16 protein-coding genes are annotated in these 18935 nt (G+C 46.3%); 7 read left to right on the top strand and 9 right to left on the bottom strand.

Annotation, left to right across the window (positions count from 1 at the left end):
* Nucleotides 1-69: 69 nt before the first annotated feature.
* The 7 genes from QUB68_RS21285 to QUB68_RS21255 form a co-directional block, all read right to left on the bottom strand.
* Nucleotides 70-324: a type II toxin-antitoxin system RelN family antitoxin gene (locus QUB68_RS21285; RefSeq protein ID WP_332996150.1), complete on the bottom strand. Its 255-nt coding sequence runs from the start codon at nucleotides 322-324 to the stop codon at nucleotides 70-72.
* 12 nt (nucleotides 325-336) lie between these two features.
* Nucleotides 337-657: a S1 RNA-binding domain-containing protein gene (locus QUB68_RS21280; RefSeq protein WP_332996148.1), complete on the bottom strand. Its 321-nt coding sequence runs from the start codon at nucleotides 655-657 to the stop codon at nucleotides 337-339.
* A 150-nt stretch (nucleotides 658-807) separates the two neighbouring features.
* Nucleotides 808-1149 (bottom strand): DUF5615 family PIN-like protein, encoded by a 342-nt coding sequence (locus QUB68_RS21275; protein ID WP_332996147.1) that lies wholly within the window; start codon nucleotides 1147-1149, stop codon nucleotides 808-810.
* On the bottom strand, nucleotides 1146-1370 hold the full coding sequence (locus QUB68_RS21270) for a DUF433 domain-containing protein (RefSeq protein WP_332996145.1): 225 nt from the start codon (nucleotides 1368-1370) through the stop codon (nucleotides 1146-1148). The genes QUB68_RS21275 and QUB68_RS21270 overlap by 4 nt, the downstream gene beginning before the upstream one ends.
* 118 nt (nucleotides 1371-1488) lie before the next feature.
* Entirely contained in the window at nucleotides 1489-1734 is a 246-nt protein-coding gene (locus QUB68_RS21265) for a XisI protein (protein ID WP_332996415.1), read from the bottom strand.
* A gap of 694 nt (nucleotides 1735-2428) precedes the next feature.
* Nucleotides 2429-3517, bottom strand: a complete 1089-nt coding sequence (locus QUB68_RS21260; protein WP_332996143.1) for a peptidoglycan DD-metalloendopeptidase family protein — start codon at nucleotides 3515-3517, stop codon at nucleotides 2429-2431.
* 107 nt (nucleotides 3518-3624) lie between these two features.
* The gene (locus tag QUB68_RS21255) at nucleotides 3625-3885 is read right to left on the bottom strand and encodes a hypothetical protein (RefSeq protein ID WP_332996141.1); all 261 of its coding nucleotides are present in this window, start codon (nucleotides 3883-3885) and stop codon (nucleotides 3625-3627) included.
* Nucleotides 3886-4225: 340 nt separating this feature from the next.
* Between QUB68_RS21255 and QUB68_RS21250 the strand changes: the two genes are divergently transcribed.
* Entirely contained in the window at nucleotides 4226-6568 is a 2343-nt protein-coding gene (locus QUB68_RS21250) for a tetratricopeptide repeat protein (RefSeq protein WP_332996139.1), read from the top strand.
* A 350-nt stretch (nucleotides 6569-6918) separates the two neighbouring features.
* Here the strand turns inward: QUB68_RS21250 and QUB68_RS21245 are convergent, their stop codons facing one another.
* Together QUB68_RS21245 and gltB are read right to left on the bottom strand one after the other, a co-directional pair.
* Nucleotides 6919-7485, bottom strand: coding sequence for a transposase (locus tag QUB68_RS21245; RefSeq protein WP_332996137.1), 567 nt, complete (start codon nucleotides 7483-7485; stop codon nucleotides 6919-6921).
* A gap of 544 nt (nucleotides 7486-8029) precedes the next feature.
* The gene (gltB, locus tag QUB68_RS21240; protein ID WP_332996135.1) at nucleotides 8030-12637 is read right to left on the bottom strand and encodes a glutamate synthase large subunit; all 4608 of its coding nucleotides are present in this window, start codon (nucleotides 12635-12637) and stop codon (nucleotides 8030-8032) included.
* Nucleotides 12638-12839: 202 nt separating this feature from the next.
* Between gltB and QUB68_RS21235 the strand changes: the two genes are divergently transcribed.
* The 6 genes from QUB68_RS21235 to QUB68_RS21210 form a co-directional block, all read left to right on the top strand.
* Nucleotides 12840-13052, top strand: coding sequence for a DUF433 domain-containing protein (locus QUB68_RS21235; protein WP_332996132.1), 213 nt, complete (start codon nucleotides 12840-12842; stop codon nucleotides 13050-13052).
* 67 nt (nucleotides 13053-13119) lie between these two features.
* Nucleotides 13120-14115 (top strand): Fic family protein, encoded by a 996-nt coding sequence (locus tag QUB68_RS21230; RefSeq protein WP_332996130.1) that lies wholly within the window; start codon nucleotides 13120-13122, stop codon nucleotides 14113-14115.
* 277 nt (nucleotides 14116-14392) lie between these two features.
* On the top strand, nucleotides 14393-14812 hold the full coding sequence (locus QUB68_RS21225; RefSeq protein ID WP_332996127.1) for a phosphomannose isomerase type II C-terminal cupin domain: 420 nt from the start codon (nucleotides 14393-14395) through the stop codon (nucleotides 14810-14812).
* 134 nt (nucleotides 14813-14946) lie between these two features.
* The gene (locus tag QUB68_RS21220) at nucleotides 14947-15276 is read left to right on the top strand and encodes a HesB/IscA family protein (RefSeq protein WP_332996125.1); all 330 of its coding nucleotides are present in this window, start codon (nucleotides 14947-14949) and stop codon (nucleotides 15274-15276) included.
* Between the two features lie 305 nt (nucleotides 15277-15581).
* A complete protein-coding gene (locus tag QUB68_RS21215) occupies nucleotides 15582-15821 on the top strand; it encodes a hypothetical protein (protein WP_332996124.1) in 240 nt (79 codons plus the stop codon).
* A gap of 12 nt (nucleotides 15822-15833) precedes the next feature.
* On the top strand, nucleotides 15834-18935 hold a 3102-nt coding region (locus QUB68_RS21210; RefSeq protein ID WP_332996413.1), incomplete at its 3' end, for a beta strand repeat-containing protein.

Raw genomic sequence — 18935 nt, 5'->3', positions numbered from 1 at the left:
CTAGAAACTCAATTCTACTCTCAGTTACTACGATTTGAGTCGATCGCTATTGGGAATTTTCATAAATAGCTAGTTCGATCGATTATCATCGATGCCGTCCCACAGTTGAGACAAAGGGAGAGTTTGTCCGCTAATTGCTTCATGAAAGCCTTGCTGAAGCCCTTCGATGACAGTTTCGATGGGGTCATCATCTAGCTCGATGTCAGTGTCTTCTGGTAATAAGACAATAATCCGAACGTGGCTGTAGTTGGCAAGGTCAAGGGGGCGATCGAGCAAAAGTCGCCCTCGATTGTCAATTTTTCCGGTGGTTTCAATTGCTTTCATAGTCTCTCTGCGTCATACTTGATTTGCAACTGGAATTTTTAACTTGACAAGGGATTTTTGTAGAACGCTGGGTTTAACGCTCAACCAGACTTGTTGGCGATCGTCTTCAGTGTAGCCAATGACAACTGCACCGACAGGCGAACCCACATCAGGATACATTTCTGGTGTCATCGAGCCTGTATCGAGAAAGTCTGAAATTTGAATAAGCCCTTTTACCTCTGCATCGCCAAGATTGACAAACACTCCAAAAGGTGCATGAAATTCAACTTTGCCGTAGATTAGTTTTCCAAGTTGATACTTGGATTTGATCTGGTTCCAAAATTCTTGATTCATAGTGAACTACTGCTGTTTTAGGATTCTAGGAAACTGATTTAAGATGGGGAAAAGATTGTGGGGAACTACTAATTCAAGACTGGGCCGCCGTGATATAATTTTTCAAGTGGCTTAAATGACGATCGCCCTTTGAGTTGTTATGCTGCCGCCCTAGTCTCCGCTAATCTCTACCAACTTCTCCCCTGTCCGTAGGAGTTCCAGTGCGTTTGGCAAAGTCGAAATCAAGATTTCACGTAGCCGAACATTTGACGTATTTCCGCACGTTAACCAAATAATCTGTGGTGGTGCTTCAAGACGATCGACTAAATCCACAAAATCGCTATCCTTAGTCATAAATATCACTGCTTGAGATTTCGCTGCCTCAAAGATTTCGGGATCTTCAGCATCTCTCAAACTCAGATCGCGTAAAGCTACTGCTGTAATTCCAAATGTGCTGGTAATCCAAGTTGCGATCGCAGGCGATAAATGTGCGTCAATCCAGATAGTAGTCATGCAACCAACACAGGATGATTCAGTTTACGTGCAGCATATACAAGTGCAGCCCTCAAATCGTCCATTTCTAAGTCTGGTAGTTCCTCCACAATTTGTTCAGCACTCAGCCCTGCTGCAAATAGATCCAAGACATCAGACACTCGAATTCTCATGCCGCGAATACATGGGCGGCCGCCGCACTGTTTGGGATTTAATGTGATTCGTTCAAGTAATTGTGACATTGGTAATTTGTAGTTAATAGTTGACAATTAGTAAGTTTCGGCGTGCATCGCCATAGAGATAACATCTGAATAAAGTTCGTACTTCATAATATCTTCTGTTAATTTTCCCATAAATGTGCTACGAAGCAACTGCAAAATCTGTGTATTGCCGCATTTCAGGCTCGTGAAATGCCAGCACAATATCTTCTTTGGGAACCCCTGCTTCTACTAAATCCGTTGCGATCCCATATTCTGTCCAGTCTTCCTCGATCCAAAATTTGCGATCGCGCAGGCGAACGTAGACTGTCATCCCCGTCAGGCGATCGCCCTTTGGCCAGCCCAGGTTCATCCAGATATAATGACCGTTTTGCTCGTCTTCTTGGATGTGGACGAGGGTTTTGTGTGCGGGGGCTCAGAAACCGGGTTTCTTCCTAAATCTTCGTTAGGATGCTTAAATTATCGCAGAAACCCGGTTTCTTGGATGTGGACGAGGGTTTTGTGTGCGGGGGCTCAGAAACCGGGTTTCTTCCTAAATCTCGGTGGGGATGCTTAAATGATCGTAGAAACCCGGTTTCTTGGATTGTGCACGAGGGTTTTGTGCGGGCCTCCAGAAACCGGGTTTCTTCCTAAATCTTGGTGGGGATGCTTAAATGATCGTAGAAACCCGGTTTCTTGGATGTGCACAAGGGTTTTGTGTGCGGGGTTCCAGAAACCGGGTTTCTTCCTAAATCTTGGTGGGGATTCGGAGATTGTCGCAGAAACCCGGTTTCTTGGATGTGCGCGGGGGTTTTGTGTGCGGGGGTTCAGAAACCGGGTTTCTTCCTAAATTTTGGCATCCTCACCGAAATTATCGTAGAAACCCGGTTTCTTGGATGTGCGCGGGGGTTTTGTGTGCGGGGGTTCAGAAACCGGGTTTCTTCCTAAATCTTGGTGGGGATGCTTAAATTATGGCAGGAACCCGGTTTCTTGGATGCACGGGGGCTCCAGAAACCGGGTTTCTTCCTAAATCTCGGTGACGATGCTTAAATTATCGTAGAAACCCGGTTTCTTGGATGTGCACGAGGGTTTATTTAAGCAAGTTAAACAAACTTAAAGTCGCTACGGGAAGGTGTGATGTTGAAGCTCAGATCCGTCACGTTCTTGACTACTGCTAGGGTGTCGCCACCGGAGGTTTGCACCAGAGTGTCATTGCCATTAGGAGTCAGGCGATACTGATTACGATTGCCGCTCAACTGGATGTAGTCATCGCGGAAGTTGTAATCCACAATAGTCGCCTGACCGGTTCCTAGGTAGAACATTCCCTGGCGTGAGTTGCCCAACACAAAGGTATCGGCCCCCGCTCCACCTTCTAATGTGTCTAAATCGGGGCTATTGGGTCTGCTGGAATAGCCATCGAGGTAGTCGTTACCCGCACCACCATTTAGGTAATCGTTACCGCCTTCGCCATAGAGGGTGTCGTTGCCGGCGTTACCAATCAAGGTATCGTTGGTGTTCTGCCCGGTGAGGGTGTCATTCCCTGACCCGCCCGTGAAAACTCGGCCTCCTGACGACGGAGGAGTGCTACCACCTCCATTATTCAACTGCGAAAAAGCTTGGAGAGGACTCATTGTTTGCTGCTTCAAGAGAGCGATACTAGCAGGATTCCCGCTGTTTTGGAAGAAGCCGGTTCTTGGGGCATTGAAATCGGTGTGAACTTCCAGGTGAAGGTGTGAGCTGATGCCTTGATTGAAAACTTTGCCAACCTCTTGATCTGCCTGAATGGTTTGCCCATTAGCTAATCCGCGTGAGTTACTTATATGACCATAAATCCAACGCTTCCCGTCGTTACCACGAACAGCAATGAAGAAACCACCAGCTCCTTGGTTGGAGACGTTTTCAATCGTACCTGAAACAACGGCTTTAATGGAAGTTCCCGAACCTGCTGAGAAATCTATTCCTGCATGGGGGCCTTTGTATGCAGAAGACTGTTCATAGATATAGCCTCCTGAAAGTCCTAAGAAACTATTTATAGGAACCCCCAGCTTTTGGCTGAGGTTACGGGCAACATCCTTCAATGCAGGTGACGCATCCTGATTTCGCGACCAGTTAGGTGTTGCAGGGTTGTTGTCAAAATAATCTCTACTGCCGCTTTTCTTGTCCCAGTCATCATCATTTGTTGGTAAGGACATTGTAGTTACTCCAGTTGTAATGTTTGGTTGTGAATTTGGGTTGGGTAATCGAATTAAAAGTTATGTGTTTCACCAACCTCTATTTAACTTTTGATAAAAAAGCGCGATTACTTGTTATAAACGCACTTATTAGCATCTAGATGTGCCCAGACATGATTAGCAAAGCGAGCATTCCAAGGCAAGTCACCTGTCTTAACCAAGTCGTTGAAACGACCGCGACAGAATTGATTCGCGGCATCTTGACCAAGTTTGCGAAGCTCTGTACCTGGCTCGAAAGGATGCTCGTGGGGCTTCCAAGCGAAAGCAGGCCTTGTACTTCCTACTACACCCAATAAAATCAATGTGCCAACGGAAATAAACTTTTTCACGAGTCAATTCTCCTAAATTGATTAGTATCGACGGATTTGTTCTGCATTTGTATTGAGAAATTGAATTCAAGGTTATGCGTTTCAGAAACCCTTTTGTTACTTAATTAGTATTGGGTTGATAGGTTGGCGCAATCTGTAACTGAACTCATTTAGTCTGGGGAAGTTTTTGTTTAAAGTTGCTTCCCACATTTCTAATATCGCAGATGCAAATTTGCTTGGCGGCTCAGTTGGGCTCATTTTTTTAACTCACTAAATAGCTCACTAAATGGCTCACTGCTGCCTTTACTGAACCAAACTGAGCTAAAATTAGCTGGGAACACCGTAGGGGTAATGGTGAAAAATGGCTGATAGGCTGAAGGCATCAGAAGAGGGGCTAAAAATTGTTGATGAAGCTAGACGCAAGAAACGCTGGCAGAAAAACTCTTTAACATGGATAGACGCTGCTAAAACCTCACCAGCGACTCTGAAGCGGTTTTGGGCAAGAAAGTCTGCCATTGATCGGTCTGCCTTTATTGGAATTTGTGAGGCTGTAGGGGTTAACTGGCAAAAAATTGCTGAACCTAGTGAAATTCAGGAAGCAGCGCCACCTGTGGCTGCTGCTAAGATCGCACTTCCCCCAGCGCCAAACCTGAATTTTGTGGGACGCGAAGCAGAAATCGCCCAGCTTAACACCCTGATCGAGCAAGGAGCAAAAGTCATCGTCATCAAAGCTCCCGGCGGTGTGGGTAAAACGATTTTAGCGAAGGAATATCTCAAGTCTCAGGGTTTTGACTTAGTGGTGGAACTCCTGATGGCAAAGGAGAAAGAGAATATTACCCCAGTCGAAAGTGCGATCGAGGAATTGCTGAAGAAGGACTTTCAGGAAGAACCTGGGCGGGAGTTTGGAATTACCCTTGCGAGACTGAAGCGCCAACTCCAGACACGCAGAGTTGGGATATTGATTGATAATTTGGAACCCGCGCTCGATGGACAAGGCAGATTTATTGAACCCCATCGCCGCTACGTTGAATTGTTACGAGTTTTGGCTGATTCGTCGCTACAATCGGTGACGCTGATTACCAGTCGCGAGCCTTTGGCTGAATGTGGGGGTGTTACTAACTATTCGTTACCTAGCCTCAATCAACAAGCATGGGAAGATTTTTTGACGCGCCGTGATATTGATATAGATGCAACAACTTTAAAGGAAATACACAAGGCTTATGGCGGCAATGCCCTAGCTATGAATATCCTATGCGCTCCCATACAGAGAGATGGAGGAATGGTAGCCTATTGGCAAGAATATAAAGTCGAATTGATAGAGTTACCTGTCGAAAACCTTGTCAAAGAACAGTTTAAGCGTCTAAAAGAAATTTATCCTGAAGCCTATAAACTACTCTGCCGTTTGGGATGTTATCGCTATCAGGATGTGCCGACTGTCCCGACTGAGGGATTATTGTGTTTGTTGTGGGATGTCCCAGAAAAGCAGAAGCGGCGGGTAATTGAATATTTGCGAAATCTGTCGTTAGTTGAGTGTCTGAATCGAGAATATTGGCTGCATCCGGTGATTCGGGAAGAGGCGATCGCGCGGTTGAGGGCAAGTGAATGTTGGGAAGAGGCTAATCGTAAAGCAGCAGAGTTTTGGACAGAGAGTGTGAAGACTGTTGAAACTGTAGAAAATATACTAATGGCCTTTGAATCTTACTATCACTGCGTACAAATTAATGACTTTGAGCAAGCTGGCTATGTAATTATGAGAAGGAGAAATACCAGTTGGAGAAACGGAGAATCTCTGGGAGTTGCGTTTTATAGATTAGGTTTGTTACAACCCATGATTTACTCAATAAATTCAATTATCAACAAAGTCAAAAACGATTGTATAGTAACTAGGCTGTATAATTATTTAGGGGACTTGTACTGGATAACTGGATGTATAAAGGCGGCAATAGAAAATCATGATTTATCATTCAAGGCAGCAGAAAAAACCCTTTTATCTATGAATTTAAGCCATTCAATATATTTTGAGGCAAAAAGATGGAAAACTTGGTCTTTAATTAATACAGGTCTTTGTAAAATTGATTTATGGGAACTTGAAGAAGCTGTCAAAATTTTTGAAAATATAGAATATTTTTGCAATCATAAAGATGCAGAATATGGTTTGTATAATTATGAGAAAGATTATTTACATTGTTTAGCATTGTTGAACTCATATTTAGGCATTAAAGATATCGCTCTGAGTTATGCAAAACAAACCGAATTAGTAATTTATCAAAGAGATAACAGTTCTTGGAGTCAAGGATATAGCTTATTGTTTATGGGTCTAACTTATAAAAATTTAGGAGAACCTGAAAAATCGTTTAAAATATTCCACCAAGCCATCTCATTTGCAGAAAAAACTCACTATACTCAAGTTAAAGCCAAGGCTCTAACTGGTTTGGCAGAACTCTATCGGATACAGGAAGACTTTACAACAGCCCTTTCCCATCATTTAGAATCGATCGCACTTCTCGATCAAATCGGGGCTAAATGCGACCTAGCTGAAGCTTACTATCAACTCGCGTTAACTTATCAAAAGATGGGTGTGATTGACCAAAGTCAGGAAAATTTCGATAAAGCGATTCAACTATTCGACGAAATGGAAGCACCGAAGCAAGTTGAGAAAGTGCGGCGGGCCATTGGATTTGAGGGCGATGTCGTGGGGAGTTAGAAACCGGGTTTCTTGGATTGTGCGCGGGGGTTTTGTGTGCGGGGGTTTTGTGTGCGGGGGCTCAGAAACCGGGTTTCTTCCTAAATCTGGGTGGGGATTCGGAGATTGTCGCAGAAACCCGGTTTCTTGGATTGTGTGCGGGGGTTTTGTGTGCGGGGGCCTCAGAAACCGGGTTTCTTTCTAAATCTCGGCATCCTCACCGAAACTATGGGAGAAACCCGGTTTCTTGGATGTGTACGAGGGTTTTGTGCGCGGGGCCTCAGAAACCGGGTTTCTTTCTAAATCTTGGTGGGGATGCTGAGATTGTCGCAGAAACCCGGTTTCTTGGATTTTGTTTCTTGGATTCGCGTCTATTCTTCAAAGGTTAAATGCTGGATTGATCGATCGCTAGTTAAGTCTTCTAAAAAGTTACGATAAGTATCTGCTGAGTTAAATTGCGATCGCACTTCATCTATTTTAGGTAAATTTCCGTGGCGCATATCGATATATTCTTGATAGCTGGAAAATTCCCACTCCTCAGCTTTTTTAACTATATTAGCACATACTGGGTTTAAGTGAATATAGCGAGTGAGATGTAATAAATATTCTTCTCTATCTACATGAATCGCTTGAAACCTTCCCTGAAATAGTGAACCCACCTTGTGATAGCGTTTATTGATAGCCTTGACATAGGATAGAGTAAATGTCTGCATCAGCTTAGAAAAACGCTCGGTTTTCAGGTAAACTAATAAATGATAATGGTTCGGCATCAAACAATAAGCAATGATATCGACACCATTAGTAATCAGATGGTGTCTTAATAGGCGTAAGAAATAAATATAGTTTTCTCGTTCAAAAAAAATAAGCTGACGGTCATTACCTCGGTTATAAACATGGTAGTAATTACCCGTTTGTAATATAACTTGGCGACGTGGCATATTGTTCTCTCTCCGTTGGGGCCTCAGAAACCGGGTTTCTTCCTAAATCTGGGTGGGGATGCTTAAATTATCGCAGAAACCCGGTTTCTTGGATATGGGCAGGCCTCAGAAACCGGGTTTCTTCCTAAATCTTAGCTACGATGCAATAATTATCGCAGAAACCCGGTTTCTTGGATTACGCGCGGGGCCTCAGAAAACGGGTTTCTTCCTAAATCTCGGCATCCTCACCGAAATTATCGCAGAAACCCGGTTTCTTGGATTACGCGCGGGGACTCTGTGCGCGGGGCCTCAGAAACCGGGTTTCTCACCCAAATCTCGGCATCCTCACCAAAATTATCGCAGAAACCCGGTTTCTTGGATGTGCGCGAGGACTCTGTGCGCGGGGCCTCAGAAACCGGGTTTCTCACCCAAATCTCGGCATCCTCACCAAAATTATCGCAGAAACCCGGTTTCTTGGATGTGCGCGGGGCCTCAGAAACCGGGTTTCTTCCTAAATATTAGCTACGATGCCAAAATTATCGCAGAAACCCGGTTTCTTAGACTACTAACTGCCGCCAATCCGGGCCACATCGCGAGCATTTTCTTCAAACGCAGCCGTCAGCGCATCATCACCGCTTAAACCCGATGCGATCGCCCTTTCAATGGCCTGCAACACCCGCTTATAATCCCGCGGCATCACCTTCACAAACACCGGCACCATCTCATCCCACGCAGCCAAAACCTTTGATGCGATCGCACTTCCAGTCAAATCAACATGAGTTTGAAGCATCAGCCGCAAATCGCTAATTTCCTCAACATCCTCCAGTTTTTCCAAATCCACCATCGACATATTGCAGCGAGTAGCAAAATCCCCCGCCTCATCCAAAATGTAAGCAACACCGCCACTCATTCCCGCTGCAAAATTGCGCCCGGTTTCACCCAAAACCACAACTTTGCCGCCAGTCATGTACTCGCAACCGTGATCGCCCACACCCTCAACTACGGCGTTTACCCCGGAATTGCGGACTCCGAAACGTTCCCCCGCCATCCCCCGGATGAAAACGTCACCAGCGGTGGCTCCGTAAAGCACCACGTTGCCGACAATCACATTTTCTTCTGCGACAAAGGTAGAAGCCGGCGACGGATACAAGATGATTTTGCCGCCGCTCAGGCCCTTGCCGAGGTAGTCGTTGGCCTCGCCTTCGAGCTCCAGCGTGACTCCCTTGGGCACGAATGCGCCAAAGCTTTGTCCCGCGCTACCTTGGAAGTGTAGGTGTACCGTGTCATCGGGTAAACCTTCCCAGTGCTGTTTGGTGATTTCGTTACCGAGAATTGTGCCGACAACGCGGTTGATGTTGGTAATTGGGAGTTTTGCGTGCACTTTTTCGCCGTTTGCGATCGCACCTTTGCACAAATCCAGCAACACAGTCATATCCATCGACTTTTCCAACCCGTGATCCTGCGGCATCTGACAATAGCGCCCGACTTCTGGCCCAACCTCCGGCTGGTACAGGATGTTCGAGAAATCCAAACCCTTAGCCTTCCAGTGTTCCACCGCTTGCTGCGCTTCCAAAACATCGGTGCGGCCAACCATTTCATTCAGCGTGCGGAAACCCAACTGCGCCATGATTTCGCGGACTTCTTGCGCGATGAATGTCATAAAGTTTACCGTGTGTTGCGGATCGCCGGTAAAGTTTTTCCGCAACAATGGATCTTGGGTTGCAACGCCGACGGGGCAAGTGTTTTGATGGCAGACGCGCATCATTATACAGCCCAAAGTTACCAGCGGCGCGGTAGCAAAACCGAATTCCTCAGCACCAAGCAGTGCAGCAATTGCTACATCGCGCCCGGTTTTCATTTGCCCGTCGGTTTCCACAGCAATGCGCGATCGCAAATTATTCAAAACCAAAGTTTGGTGAGTTTCCGCCAATCCCAACTCCCAAGGTAAACCGGCGTGTTTGATCGAAGTTTGCGGCGACGCGCCTGTACCGCCGTCGTAGCCGGAAATCAACACGACATCGGCGTGGGCTTTAGCAACACCGGCTGCGATCGTCCCGACTCCAACTTCCGACACGAGTTTGACGCTAATCCGCGCTTCCCGGTTGGAATTTTTCAAGTCGTGAATCAATTCGGCCAAATCCTCGATCGAATAAATGTCATGGTGAGGAGGAGGCGAAATCAAACCCACGCCGGGAGTTGAGTTCCGTACCTTGGCAATCCAAGGGTATACTTTTTTACCTGGTAACTGTCCGCCTTCTCCGGGTTTCGCCCCTTGCGCCATCTTGATTTGCAATTCCCGCGCTTGGGAAAGGTACAAGCTGGTAACGCCGAAACGCCCGGAAGCTACTTGTTTGATCGCACTGTTTTTTGAGTCACCGCGATCGTTCGTCCAAGTGTAGCGATCGGAATCTTCGCCGCCCTCACCGGTGTTCGATTTGCCACCAATGCGGTTCATCGCGATCGCCAAAGACTCATGCGCTTCTTGGGAAATCGAACCGTAACTCATCGCCCCAGTTTTAAAGCGTTTGAGAATAGATTCGATCGATTCAACTTCTTCAATCGGTATCGATTCCCGCTGTTTGAATTGCAACAAACCGCGCAAGGTAAAATGCTGCTGGTTTTGTTCGTTTACCAGCGTTGAATACTGTTTGAAAAGCGGGTAACTTCCCTCGCGAACCGCTTGTTGCAGCGCGTGAATTGTCTGCGGGCTGAACAAATGCGCCTCGCCTTCTTTCCGCCACTGATATTCGCCGCCGACATCGAGAGTATGTCCGCTGGATGGGCGTTCTGGGAATGCGTGAGTATGGCGTAAAATTGCTTCTTGGGCGATGATTTCCAAGTCTACACCTTCAATCCGCGAAGCTGTCCAAGTGAAGTATTTCTTGACTACGGATTTGTTCAAGCCGATCGCCTCAAAAATCTGCGCGCCGCGATAACTTTGAATTGTGGAAATCCCAATTTTCGAGGCAACTTTCGTCACGCCTTTCGTGGCGGCTTTGACGTAGTTTTTGCAAGCAGTTTTGTACTCAACATTTAGCAGCAAACCTTCGCGGATCGAATCTGCGATCGTCTCAAAGGCCAAATACGGATTGATCGCACCGCAACCATAGCCAATCAAAGTCGCAAAGTGGTGCACTTCCCGCGGTTCACCGGATTCGAGCACCAGTCCCGCCCGCGTGCGCGTACCTTGGCGGATCAAGTGGTGGTGCAAGCCCGCAACCGCTAGCAGCGCCGGAATTGGAGCGTTTTCGGCGTTGATACCCCGATCGCTCAAAATGATGATATTCACCCCAGAGGCGATCCTCTTCGAGGGCTTCGCTAACGCGCGATCGGCTGCTGCAAACACATCTTCTAACGCCTGTTCCAGACCTTTTACACCAGTTTTGGGGTCGAACAAAATCGGTATCGTAATCGACTTGAAATTGCCCTCATTTACGTGCTTGAGCTTAGCTAATTCTTCATTGCTAAGAATTGGCGTTTTCAGCTCAATTAAATGACAGCTTTCCGGTTCCGGTTTGAGCAAATTGCGTTCTGAACCAATTGTAGTTTCAGCAGAAGTGACAATTTCTTCACGGATCGAATCAATCGGCGGATTGGTAACTTGAGCAAAAAGTTGCTGGAAGTATTCGTAAAGCAGTTTTGGGCGATTGGAAAGCACAGCCAGCGGCGTATCTGCACCCATCGCGCCGACAGCTTCCACGCCATCTTTTGCCATCGGTGCTAACAGCAACCGCAGTTCTTCAAAGGTGTAGCCAAAGGCCATTTGGCGCTGGATCAATGTTTCGGGGTCGGATTCTGGCAATGCCGGCGCATCTTTGAGTTTGGCGATTTCGACCATGTGCTGGTCAATCCACTCGCGGTACGGATGTTCTGTGGCGATTTTGGTCTTAATTTCCTCATCAGAAACGATGCGGCCTTCCTCGGTATTTACGAGGAACATCCGCCCCGGTTGCAAGCGACCTTTTGAGACAATTCTTTCAGGCGCGATCGGCAAAACTCCTGCTTCCGATGCCATAATTACTAAGTCGTCTTTGGTGACGCAGTAGCGGGAGGGGCGCAAACCGTTGCGATCGAGAACAGCGCCGATCGAAGTACCATCAGTAAAAGCAATGGAAGCAGGCCCATCCCAAGGTTCCATCAAGCAAGAATGGTATTCATAGAAAGCCTTTTTCTCGTCACTCATCGACTCGTGGGCTGTCCAAGGTTCGGGAATCATCATCATTACAGCGTGGGGCAAAGAACGCCCAGCCAAAGTCAGCAATTCCAAAGCATTGTCAAAAATAGTTGAGTCGCTACCTTCGACATTGATTAAATTGGGGATTTTCTTTAAATCATCGCCGAATAAGTCCGACTCGAACATCGATTGTCGCGCGTTCATCCAATTGATGTTGCCACGCATGGTGTTAATTTCGCCGTTGTGGGCGATGTAGCGGTAAGGGTGCGATCGTTCCCAACTTGGGAAAGTATTGGTGCTGAAGCGCGAGTGAACTAGGGCTAAAGCGCTTTCCATGTCGGGGTCATGCAGTTCGGGATAATAATCTCCGACTTGCACGGGCATCAGCATTCCCTTGTAGACGATCGTCCGGCATGACAATGTGGAATTATACCAGTATGGGTCTTTGTTTGTCCTGCGGATGGCATTGTGGGCGCGTTTGCGGATCACGTAAAGTTTACGCTCAAAAGCCGCTTCATCCATACCAGAGGCGCGGCTGACAAACACTTGCTGCATAAATGGTTCGCTAGCTTTAGCGGTGTCGCCCAGGGACGAGTTATCTGTGGGGACATCGCGCCAACCGAGCACAGGACATCCTTCTTCGGCGGCGATTTCGGCAAAGATGCGTTGTCCGTTTTCCCGTTCAATCTGATTTCGCGACGAGTAAACCGCACCAACCCCGTACTCGCCGGCTTCTGGAAGTTCGATATTTAAAGCTGCGGCTACTTTCTTGAGAAACTTGTGGGGTACTTGCATCAAAATGCCCGCGCCGTCTCCGGTATTGGCTTCGCAGCCGCACGCGCCCCGGTGGTCGAGGTTCAGCAGGATTGTCAGTGCCTGCTCGACAATTTCGTGGGATTTGTTACCCTTTACGTGTACAATAAATCCGACTCCGCAAGCATCGTGCTCGAACTGCGGATCGTACAGCCCTTGTTTTTGTGGCAGTCCGTTGTTGTTCATTTTGATGTGTCTCTCAAAGTGATGAAAAGATTTTGATCTAGAGTCGAGCGTGGGATGGCGATCGATCTAGTATCATTTATTATATGTGGATCTACTGTATTGGGCAGATGCACGAAAAAATCAAAGTTTATGCGATCGATGGAGCGTGCAAAAATAGTTGAAGCTGATGAGTTAACTATGGAACCCGAAGGTCTAAATATTTATGCTGAAAAAATCTCTAATTATTAGTGTATCTCCTGAAATTATGGGTGGCACTCCAGTCTTTGCTTGTACTAGAGTTCCGGTACAAACACTTCTGGATTATCTGAAAGCAGGAGAGTCCATTGATGATTTTTTGGATGGATTTCCAACCGTAACTAAAGAGCAAGTTATTGGGTTGCTGGAAGAAGCAGAAAAACAGCTTGTTGGTAATTAGACGATAAATTGATATTTGGATTTTTTAACCGCAGAGGCCGCAGAGAGCGCAGAGGAAGAGAAGAGAGATGGGCAATTCGGATACATTGTTGATCGGTCTTTCATTAGTCTCTGTGGAACAGGCATCTTGCCTGTTTTTGAGAGATGAGTTTATTGCATTATTAGTCCGACTTTATCCTCAGCGTCTGGGTGACATTCTGCACCAGTATTTTGCCTTCTCCTCAGCGATGAATCTTTCTGAAAAATTGCAAAAAGTCGATCGCCTCAAAGTCTGGTTAGATAGCTTTCGCCCGCTTTCTCCGACTCTGGTTGCAGAATTGAAAAAACTCTATGATGTGCGGTTCACTTATCATTCTAACGCGATCGAGGGCAATACCTTGACGCAGCGCGAAACTGAGTTAGTCCTAGAAACTGGCATCACTGTCGGCGGCAAAACTCTGCGCGAACATCTAGAAGTTATTGGACATCGAGATGCGATCGACTATATTGAAACTCTAACGCGATCGGACAGTGCGATCAGTGAATGGGAAATTAAACAGATTCACAACTTAATTATAAGGGCGATTGCGCCGGATGAAGCTGGACGTTATCGACAGTTAGATGTCAAAGCCGCTGGTACCGAATACCTCTATCCGCCCCATTATTTGCTTTCGGATTTAATGCCGCAATTTATCGAATGGCTCAACGATGCTAAAATCCGATCGTTGCATCCGCTAGAGTTTGCAGCCGAAGCACATCTTCGCTTTGTATCGATTCATCCGTTTCGGGATGGTAACGGGCGAACCGGGCGGTTATTGATGAATCTCCTGCTGTTGCGGGCTGGATATCCCATTGTGATTATATCTAACCAGGTGCGTGCTGCGTATATTGAGGCGATCGCAGAAGCACAGCAGCATGGTTCTGGGATTCATCCACTCCTCGATCTTATTGTAGATGCGGCCCGATACTCGCTGATCGAAACCTTGCAAATTGTAGCCACCGCCAGCGATAGTCAGAGTCAAGGTCTGCCTTTCTATCAAGAGATGCTAGCAGTTTTGCAACAGCAGTCTCAAGAGCTGGATTAGGATTCAACTTTAATCAATATTCAACAACCAGCGCGCTTTCTATGAAGATTTGATGTAGATTGGGGCGATCGCGAATAACGAGTGACAACTACTGTGATGATTTTGCTATGGTGGTCAAGGTGTGTCGATCGAGCTTTCGCAGGTAAAAGTGCAAAACTCTACAGTCCGCTAACCGATTCGCGCGATCGGACTTCGGTTTTCAGGATAAATTAGCTAAGATCAAACTCAACCTCGTTTACCAACAGATTCAGCAAGCAATCCTCAAGGAGTGAAAATCATGGTTCAAATTCAAGAAATTGCTCAACTATCAACCCTGCACGCACCTGCTGTACCCAACGAAATAACCGCCACAGAATCGCGGCCTTGGGGCTCATTTACGACCCTAGAAGAAGGCCCAGGATATAAAATTAAGCGGATCGAAGTTAAGCCCGGACACCGCCTCAGCCTGCAAATGCACCACCACCGCAGCGAACACTGGATCGTAGTTTGTGGTACAGCAAAAGTTACTTGTGGGGAAACTGAACAAATTCTGTTTACAAATCAGTCTACCTACGTTCCGCAGTGCACTTCTCACCGCCTGGAAAATCCGGGAGTTATCCCCCTGATTTTAATTGAAGTGCAGAATGGCGAATATCTCGGAGAAGATGATATTATCCGGTTTCAAGACGATTATGCCCGCACAGAAAAGGCTAAGTAATTGATAATTGGTTATTTGTTATTTGTTATTTGTTATTCGCACCAATCAGTAACCAATAACCAGTAACCAGTAACCAATAACCAGTAACCAGTAACCAGTAACCAATAACCAATAACCAATAACCAATAAAATTAATGATTCATCTGAGCAAAACAGCAGCGACAGAAGTAAAACGCCTCAAGTCAAAGTATCGGAACCCCAATGCTTTGTTTCGTCTGGGCGTGGAATTGAGCGGCTGTTCCGGTTTGTCTTATACAATGGCATTTGACGATGGGCAAGCCCCAGGCGATGCTGTATGCGAGTCCGAGGGAGTTCAAGTTGCGATCGACCCCCAGCACTTAAAATATCTCAATGAGCTAACCTTGGATTATTCAGAAGACTTGATGGGCGGAGGTTTCCGATATCACAATCCCAATGCCGCCCAAAGCTGTAGCTGCGGCAACTCATTTTCTGCCAGGGAATAACCACAGTCTTGGACGCACGGGGGCAAAAACCCGGTTTATACGTGAAGATTTGTCTAAAAATCAACGATTTTTGGAAGAAACCGGGTTTTTTGCGTAAGTCCTACCAAATTGAGATGCACCCCCGATAAATAGGTTGACTGCTGACGCACTACAAATTAAATTGCCAGCGATCGACCTTTAAAATCTCTCAGTGTTCTATAATTGTGAAGAGTTGACTGCTAAGGCACTTTACAAATTGCCAGCGATCAACGTGTCGGGTGCATCAGTGGTTTTGGCAAATCAACAATCGCTAAACTTTAAACTACATGATCAATAGTAAACTACCCTGGCTCGGATTGTTATTCCTAGCTGGCTGGTTTAGTGTTCCGACTTCCCCCGCCATCGCTCAACCCATCAGCCCAGCACCCGACGGGACGAATACACTGGTTACTCCCAGCGGCAATCGCTACGATATTTCTGGGGGTTCTTTAAGTGGAGACAAGGCTAATCTATTTCACAGTTTTACTCAGTTCAATCTGAATGAAGGTCAAATTGCTAATTTTTAAACTAATCCTAATATTCAAAATATTCTGGGACGGATTAATGGTGGGAATCCTTCGTTAATCAATGGATTGATTCAAGTTACTGGTGGTAATTCTAACTTATTTTTAATGAATCCGTCCGGCATAATTTTTGGTCAAAATGCGACCCTGAATGTGCCTGGTTCTTTTAATGCTAATACGGCGACGGGGATTGGTTTTGGGGGAAATCAGTGGTTTAGTGCGATCGGGAATAATAATTGGGCAACTTTAATTGGCAACCCAAATAGTTTTGCTTTTACTGATTTGCGATCGGGAAGTATTGTAAATGCCGGGAATTTGACAGTGCCGCTAGGTCAAAGTTTGAGTTTGATTGGCGGTACTGTTCTTAATACTGGCCAGTTAAATGCGCCCAGTGGTCAGATTACGATAACAGCAGTACCTGGTCAAAATTTGGTGCGAATTTCTCAAACAGCAAATTTGCTGAGTCTGGAGGTGCAGCCGACGGCAAATCAGGGTTCGTTGCCGAATAATTTGACGCAACCAGTGTTATCTTTGCCTCAGTTGCTGACTGGAAAAGGTGTGGAACAGGCTACGGGTTTGGTGGTAAATCCGAATGGAGATGTAGTGTTGACGGGGAATGTTGCTGTGCCGGTGGTTCCGGGAACTGCGATCGCATCCGGCACTCTCAACGTCTCTGGTAACACTGGCGGTAGTGTAAGTATTTTAGGCGATAAAGTAGGGGTTATTAGTGGAAATATCAATGCTTCTGGCATCAACGGCGCAGGTAGTGTACTGATTGGCGGAGACTATCGCGGCTTGGGGACAGTACCAAATGCTTCGCAGACTTTTGTGAATAGCAACTCGACAATTAATGCTGATGCTATTAGTAATGGAAATGGCGGACGAGTAATAGTTTGGGCTGATGACACAACTCGTTTTAATGGCAATATTACTGCCAGAGGTGGCTTGTTTTCAGGGAATGGCGGCTTTGTGGAAGTATCGGGAAAGCAAGCGCTAGATTTTCAAGGATCAGTTGATTTGCGATCGACCTTTGGCATTGCTGGCAGCTTACTGTTAGATCCTACTGATATCACTATTACAGATGTGGATACAGGCGGCACTTTATCAGGGGGAACCTTCACCCCATCGGCGGGGATTTCTACCATTAATAATGTCACCCTACAAAATCAGCTAAGTTTGGGAAATGTAACTATTTCTACTGCATCTGGCTTTGAGAGTGCAGGTAATATTACAGTTAGCTCACCGATTTCATGGAATACCAGTAATTCCCTGAATCTGCAAGCCAATAACAACATATTTGTTGACAGCAACATCACCGCCAACGGTGGCAATATAACCCTAAATTCAGATGCGGGTGGCATCGGTGCAGGGGCGATCGTCATTAACAATGCTATCATCAACTCCAACGGTGGCAACATCATTTTAGGAGGTGGCAACAACCCGTCAACTTCCCCAGCAGTAGGGATATTAGCCACTCCCATCGGAGTTTCTATCAACACTTCCACACTCAATGCCGGCACTGGAAATATTTTGATCACCGGTCAAGGATTTCTTGGATTTGGTGGCGGCAATACAGGGATTAACATCTCAAATAGCAGCACAGTTATGACCTCTGGGAGTGGCAATATTACTCTCAACGGTAATGCTGGAAATGGGCTATTACCCGGTAATGAAGGTGTTGTGATTACAGGTACATCTAGTGTTACTTCAGCAAATGGTGCTATTAGCGTGACTGGCCAGGGTAACGGCAATGCAACCGACAACAACGGGATTAATATTAATGCTACCAGTTCCGTGCAATCCACCGGAACAGGGAATATTGCTATCACGGGTAGTGTAGGGGGCGGGACATCAAATAATAGAGGGATATCTATTAGCAGCAGCAAAGTGCGATCGGCTGGGGGAAACATCAGCTTGACTGGTACGGCTGGTGGAGGTTTAAGCAACAACAGTGGCGTTAGCATAGACTCCTCTAGCGTGCAGTCTACTACGGGTAACGGAACTGTAGCAATTACCGGGACGGGGGGAAAAGGACCAGACACTAATGAAGGGATAACTATTAGCGGCCCTAGCGCAGTGCGATCGCAAAATGGAGATATTACTTTAATTGGTACCGGACTAGGGACATCAACTACCAACAACGGTATTAACTTCGGCACAGGCACACCAACGGTGGAAGCTACAGGAACTGGCAATATTAACCTCACCGGAAGTGCTAACAATAATGCCAATGCAATTAACTTGACTAGCGGTGCGATTAACGCCGCTTTAGGTGGTAATCTTACCTTGACGGGCGATGAAATTAACCTATCAGGAACAACTCAATTTCAAGGTACTGGAATTATTCAGTTCCAGCCACTTACTCCTAGTTTAAATATTACCCTTGGTGGCAGTAGCGCCGACGCTAGTTCGAATCTCAGTACAGCGGAACTCACACCTCCAGTATTGAATGGGTTTTCCCAAATGATTATCGGGCTCACCAACGGGACAGGGGCGATCGCAATTGACCCCGCTGGCGTTACTTTTAATTTCCCCGTCACCCTGCAAGCTGCCACAATTCCAGTTAATGGCAACATTACGGCTGCAAACAACGCTTCAATTCTTTTTAATGGCCCAACAACTTTAAATGCAAATATTGTCACCAACGAACAGAATATTATCTTTAATGGCAACGTCTCCGTCGCTTCTAATGTCTTAGTAGGAACAGGCACTTCAGCGGCTGGCAATATTCTGTTTAACAATAACATTAACGGTAGTGGCAATCTCACCTTAGAAACAGGTACTGGAAACATTACCGTTGTAGGTGCTGTAGGCAACACCGCAGCATTAGGAGAACTCACCGCCAACAGTAGCGGTACAACTGCATTTAATGCTGTCACAGCCAACAGTTTAACCACCAACACAGGCGGCACAACTCAACTAAATGGCAATGTCACTACAACAGCAAGTCAAACTTACGGAGATGCAGTCACAATTGCCAACAATCCAATTTTGACAGGGAACGGTATTAGTTTTAACAATACAGTTAACAGTAATAGCGATTTAACGGTAAACTCTGGCACTGGTAATATTGGATTCACCGGTGCTATAGGCAACACAACAGCATTAGGAAATATC

This window comes from Microcoleus sp. A006_D1 (assembly GCF_036702805.1).
Classification (GTDB): domain Bacteria; phylum Cyanobacteriota; class Cyanobacteriia; order Cyanobacteriales; family Microcoleaceae; genus Microcoleus.
This window is presented reverse-complemented; position numbering and strand designations above follow the sequence as displayed.

Coding starts and splice junctions, on each gene's coding strand:
- gltB (WP_332996135.1), bottom strand. CDS start 12,637: ATGAACAACAACGGACTGCCACAAAAACAAGGGCTGTACGATCCGCAG.
- QUB68_RS21285 (WP_332996150.1), bottom strand. CDS start 324: ATGAAAGCAATTGAAACCACCGGAAAAATTGACAATCGAGGGCGACTT.
- QUB68_RS21250 (WP_332996139.1), top strand. CDS start 4,226: ATGGCTGATAGGCTGAAGGCATCAGAAGAGGGGCTAAAAATTGTTGAT.
- QUB68_RS21230 (WP_332996130.1), top strand. CDS start 13,120: ATGGGCAATTCGGATACATTGTTGATCGGTCTTTCATTAGTCTCTGTG.
- QUB68_RS21280 (WP_332996148.1), bottom strand. CDS start 657: ATGAATCAAGAATTTTGGAACCAGATCAAATCCAAGTATCAACTTGGA.
- QUB68_RS21220 (WP_332996125.1), top strand. CDS start 14,947: ATGATTCATCTGAGCAAAACAGCAGCGACAGAAGTAAAACGCCTCAAG.
- QUB68_RS21215 (WP_332996124.1), top strand. CDS start 15,582: ATGATCAATAGTAAACTACCCTGGCTCGGATTGTTATTCCTAGCTGGC.
- QUB68_RS21225 (WP_332996127.1), top strand. CDS start 14,393: ATGGTTCAAATTCAAGAAATTGCTCAACTATCAACCCTGCACGCACCT.
- QUB68_RS21260 (WP_332996143.1), bottom strand. CDS start 3,517: ATGTCCTTACCAACAAATGATGATGACTGGGACAAGAAAAGCGGCAGT.
- QUB68_RS21235 (WP_332996132.1), top strand. CDS start 12,840: ATGCTGAAAAAATCTCTAATTATTAGTGTATCTCCTGAAATTATGGGT.
- QUB68_RS21275 (WP_332996147.1), bottom strand. CDS start 1,149: ATGACTACTATCTGGATTGACGCACATTTATCGCCTGCGATCGCAACT.
- QUB68_RS21270 (WP_332996145.1), bottom strand. CDS start 1,370: ATGTCACAATTACTTGAACGAATCACATTAAATCCCAAACAGTGCGGC.
- QUB68_RS21245 (WP_332996137.1), bottom strand. CDS start 7,485: ATGCCACGTCGCCAAGTTATATTACAAACGGGTAATTACTACCATGTT.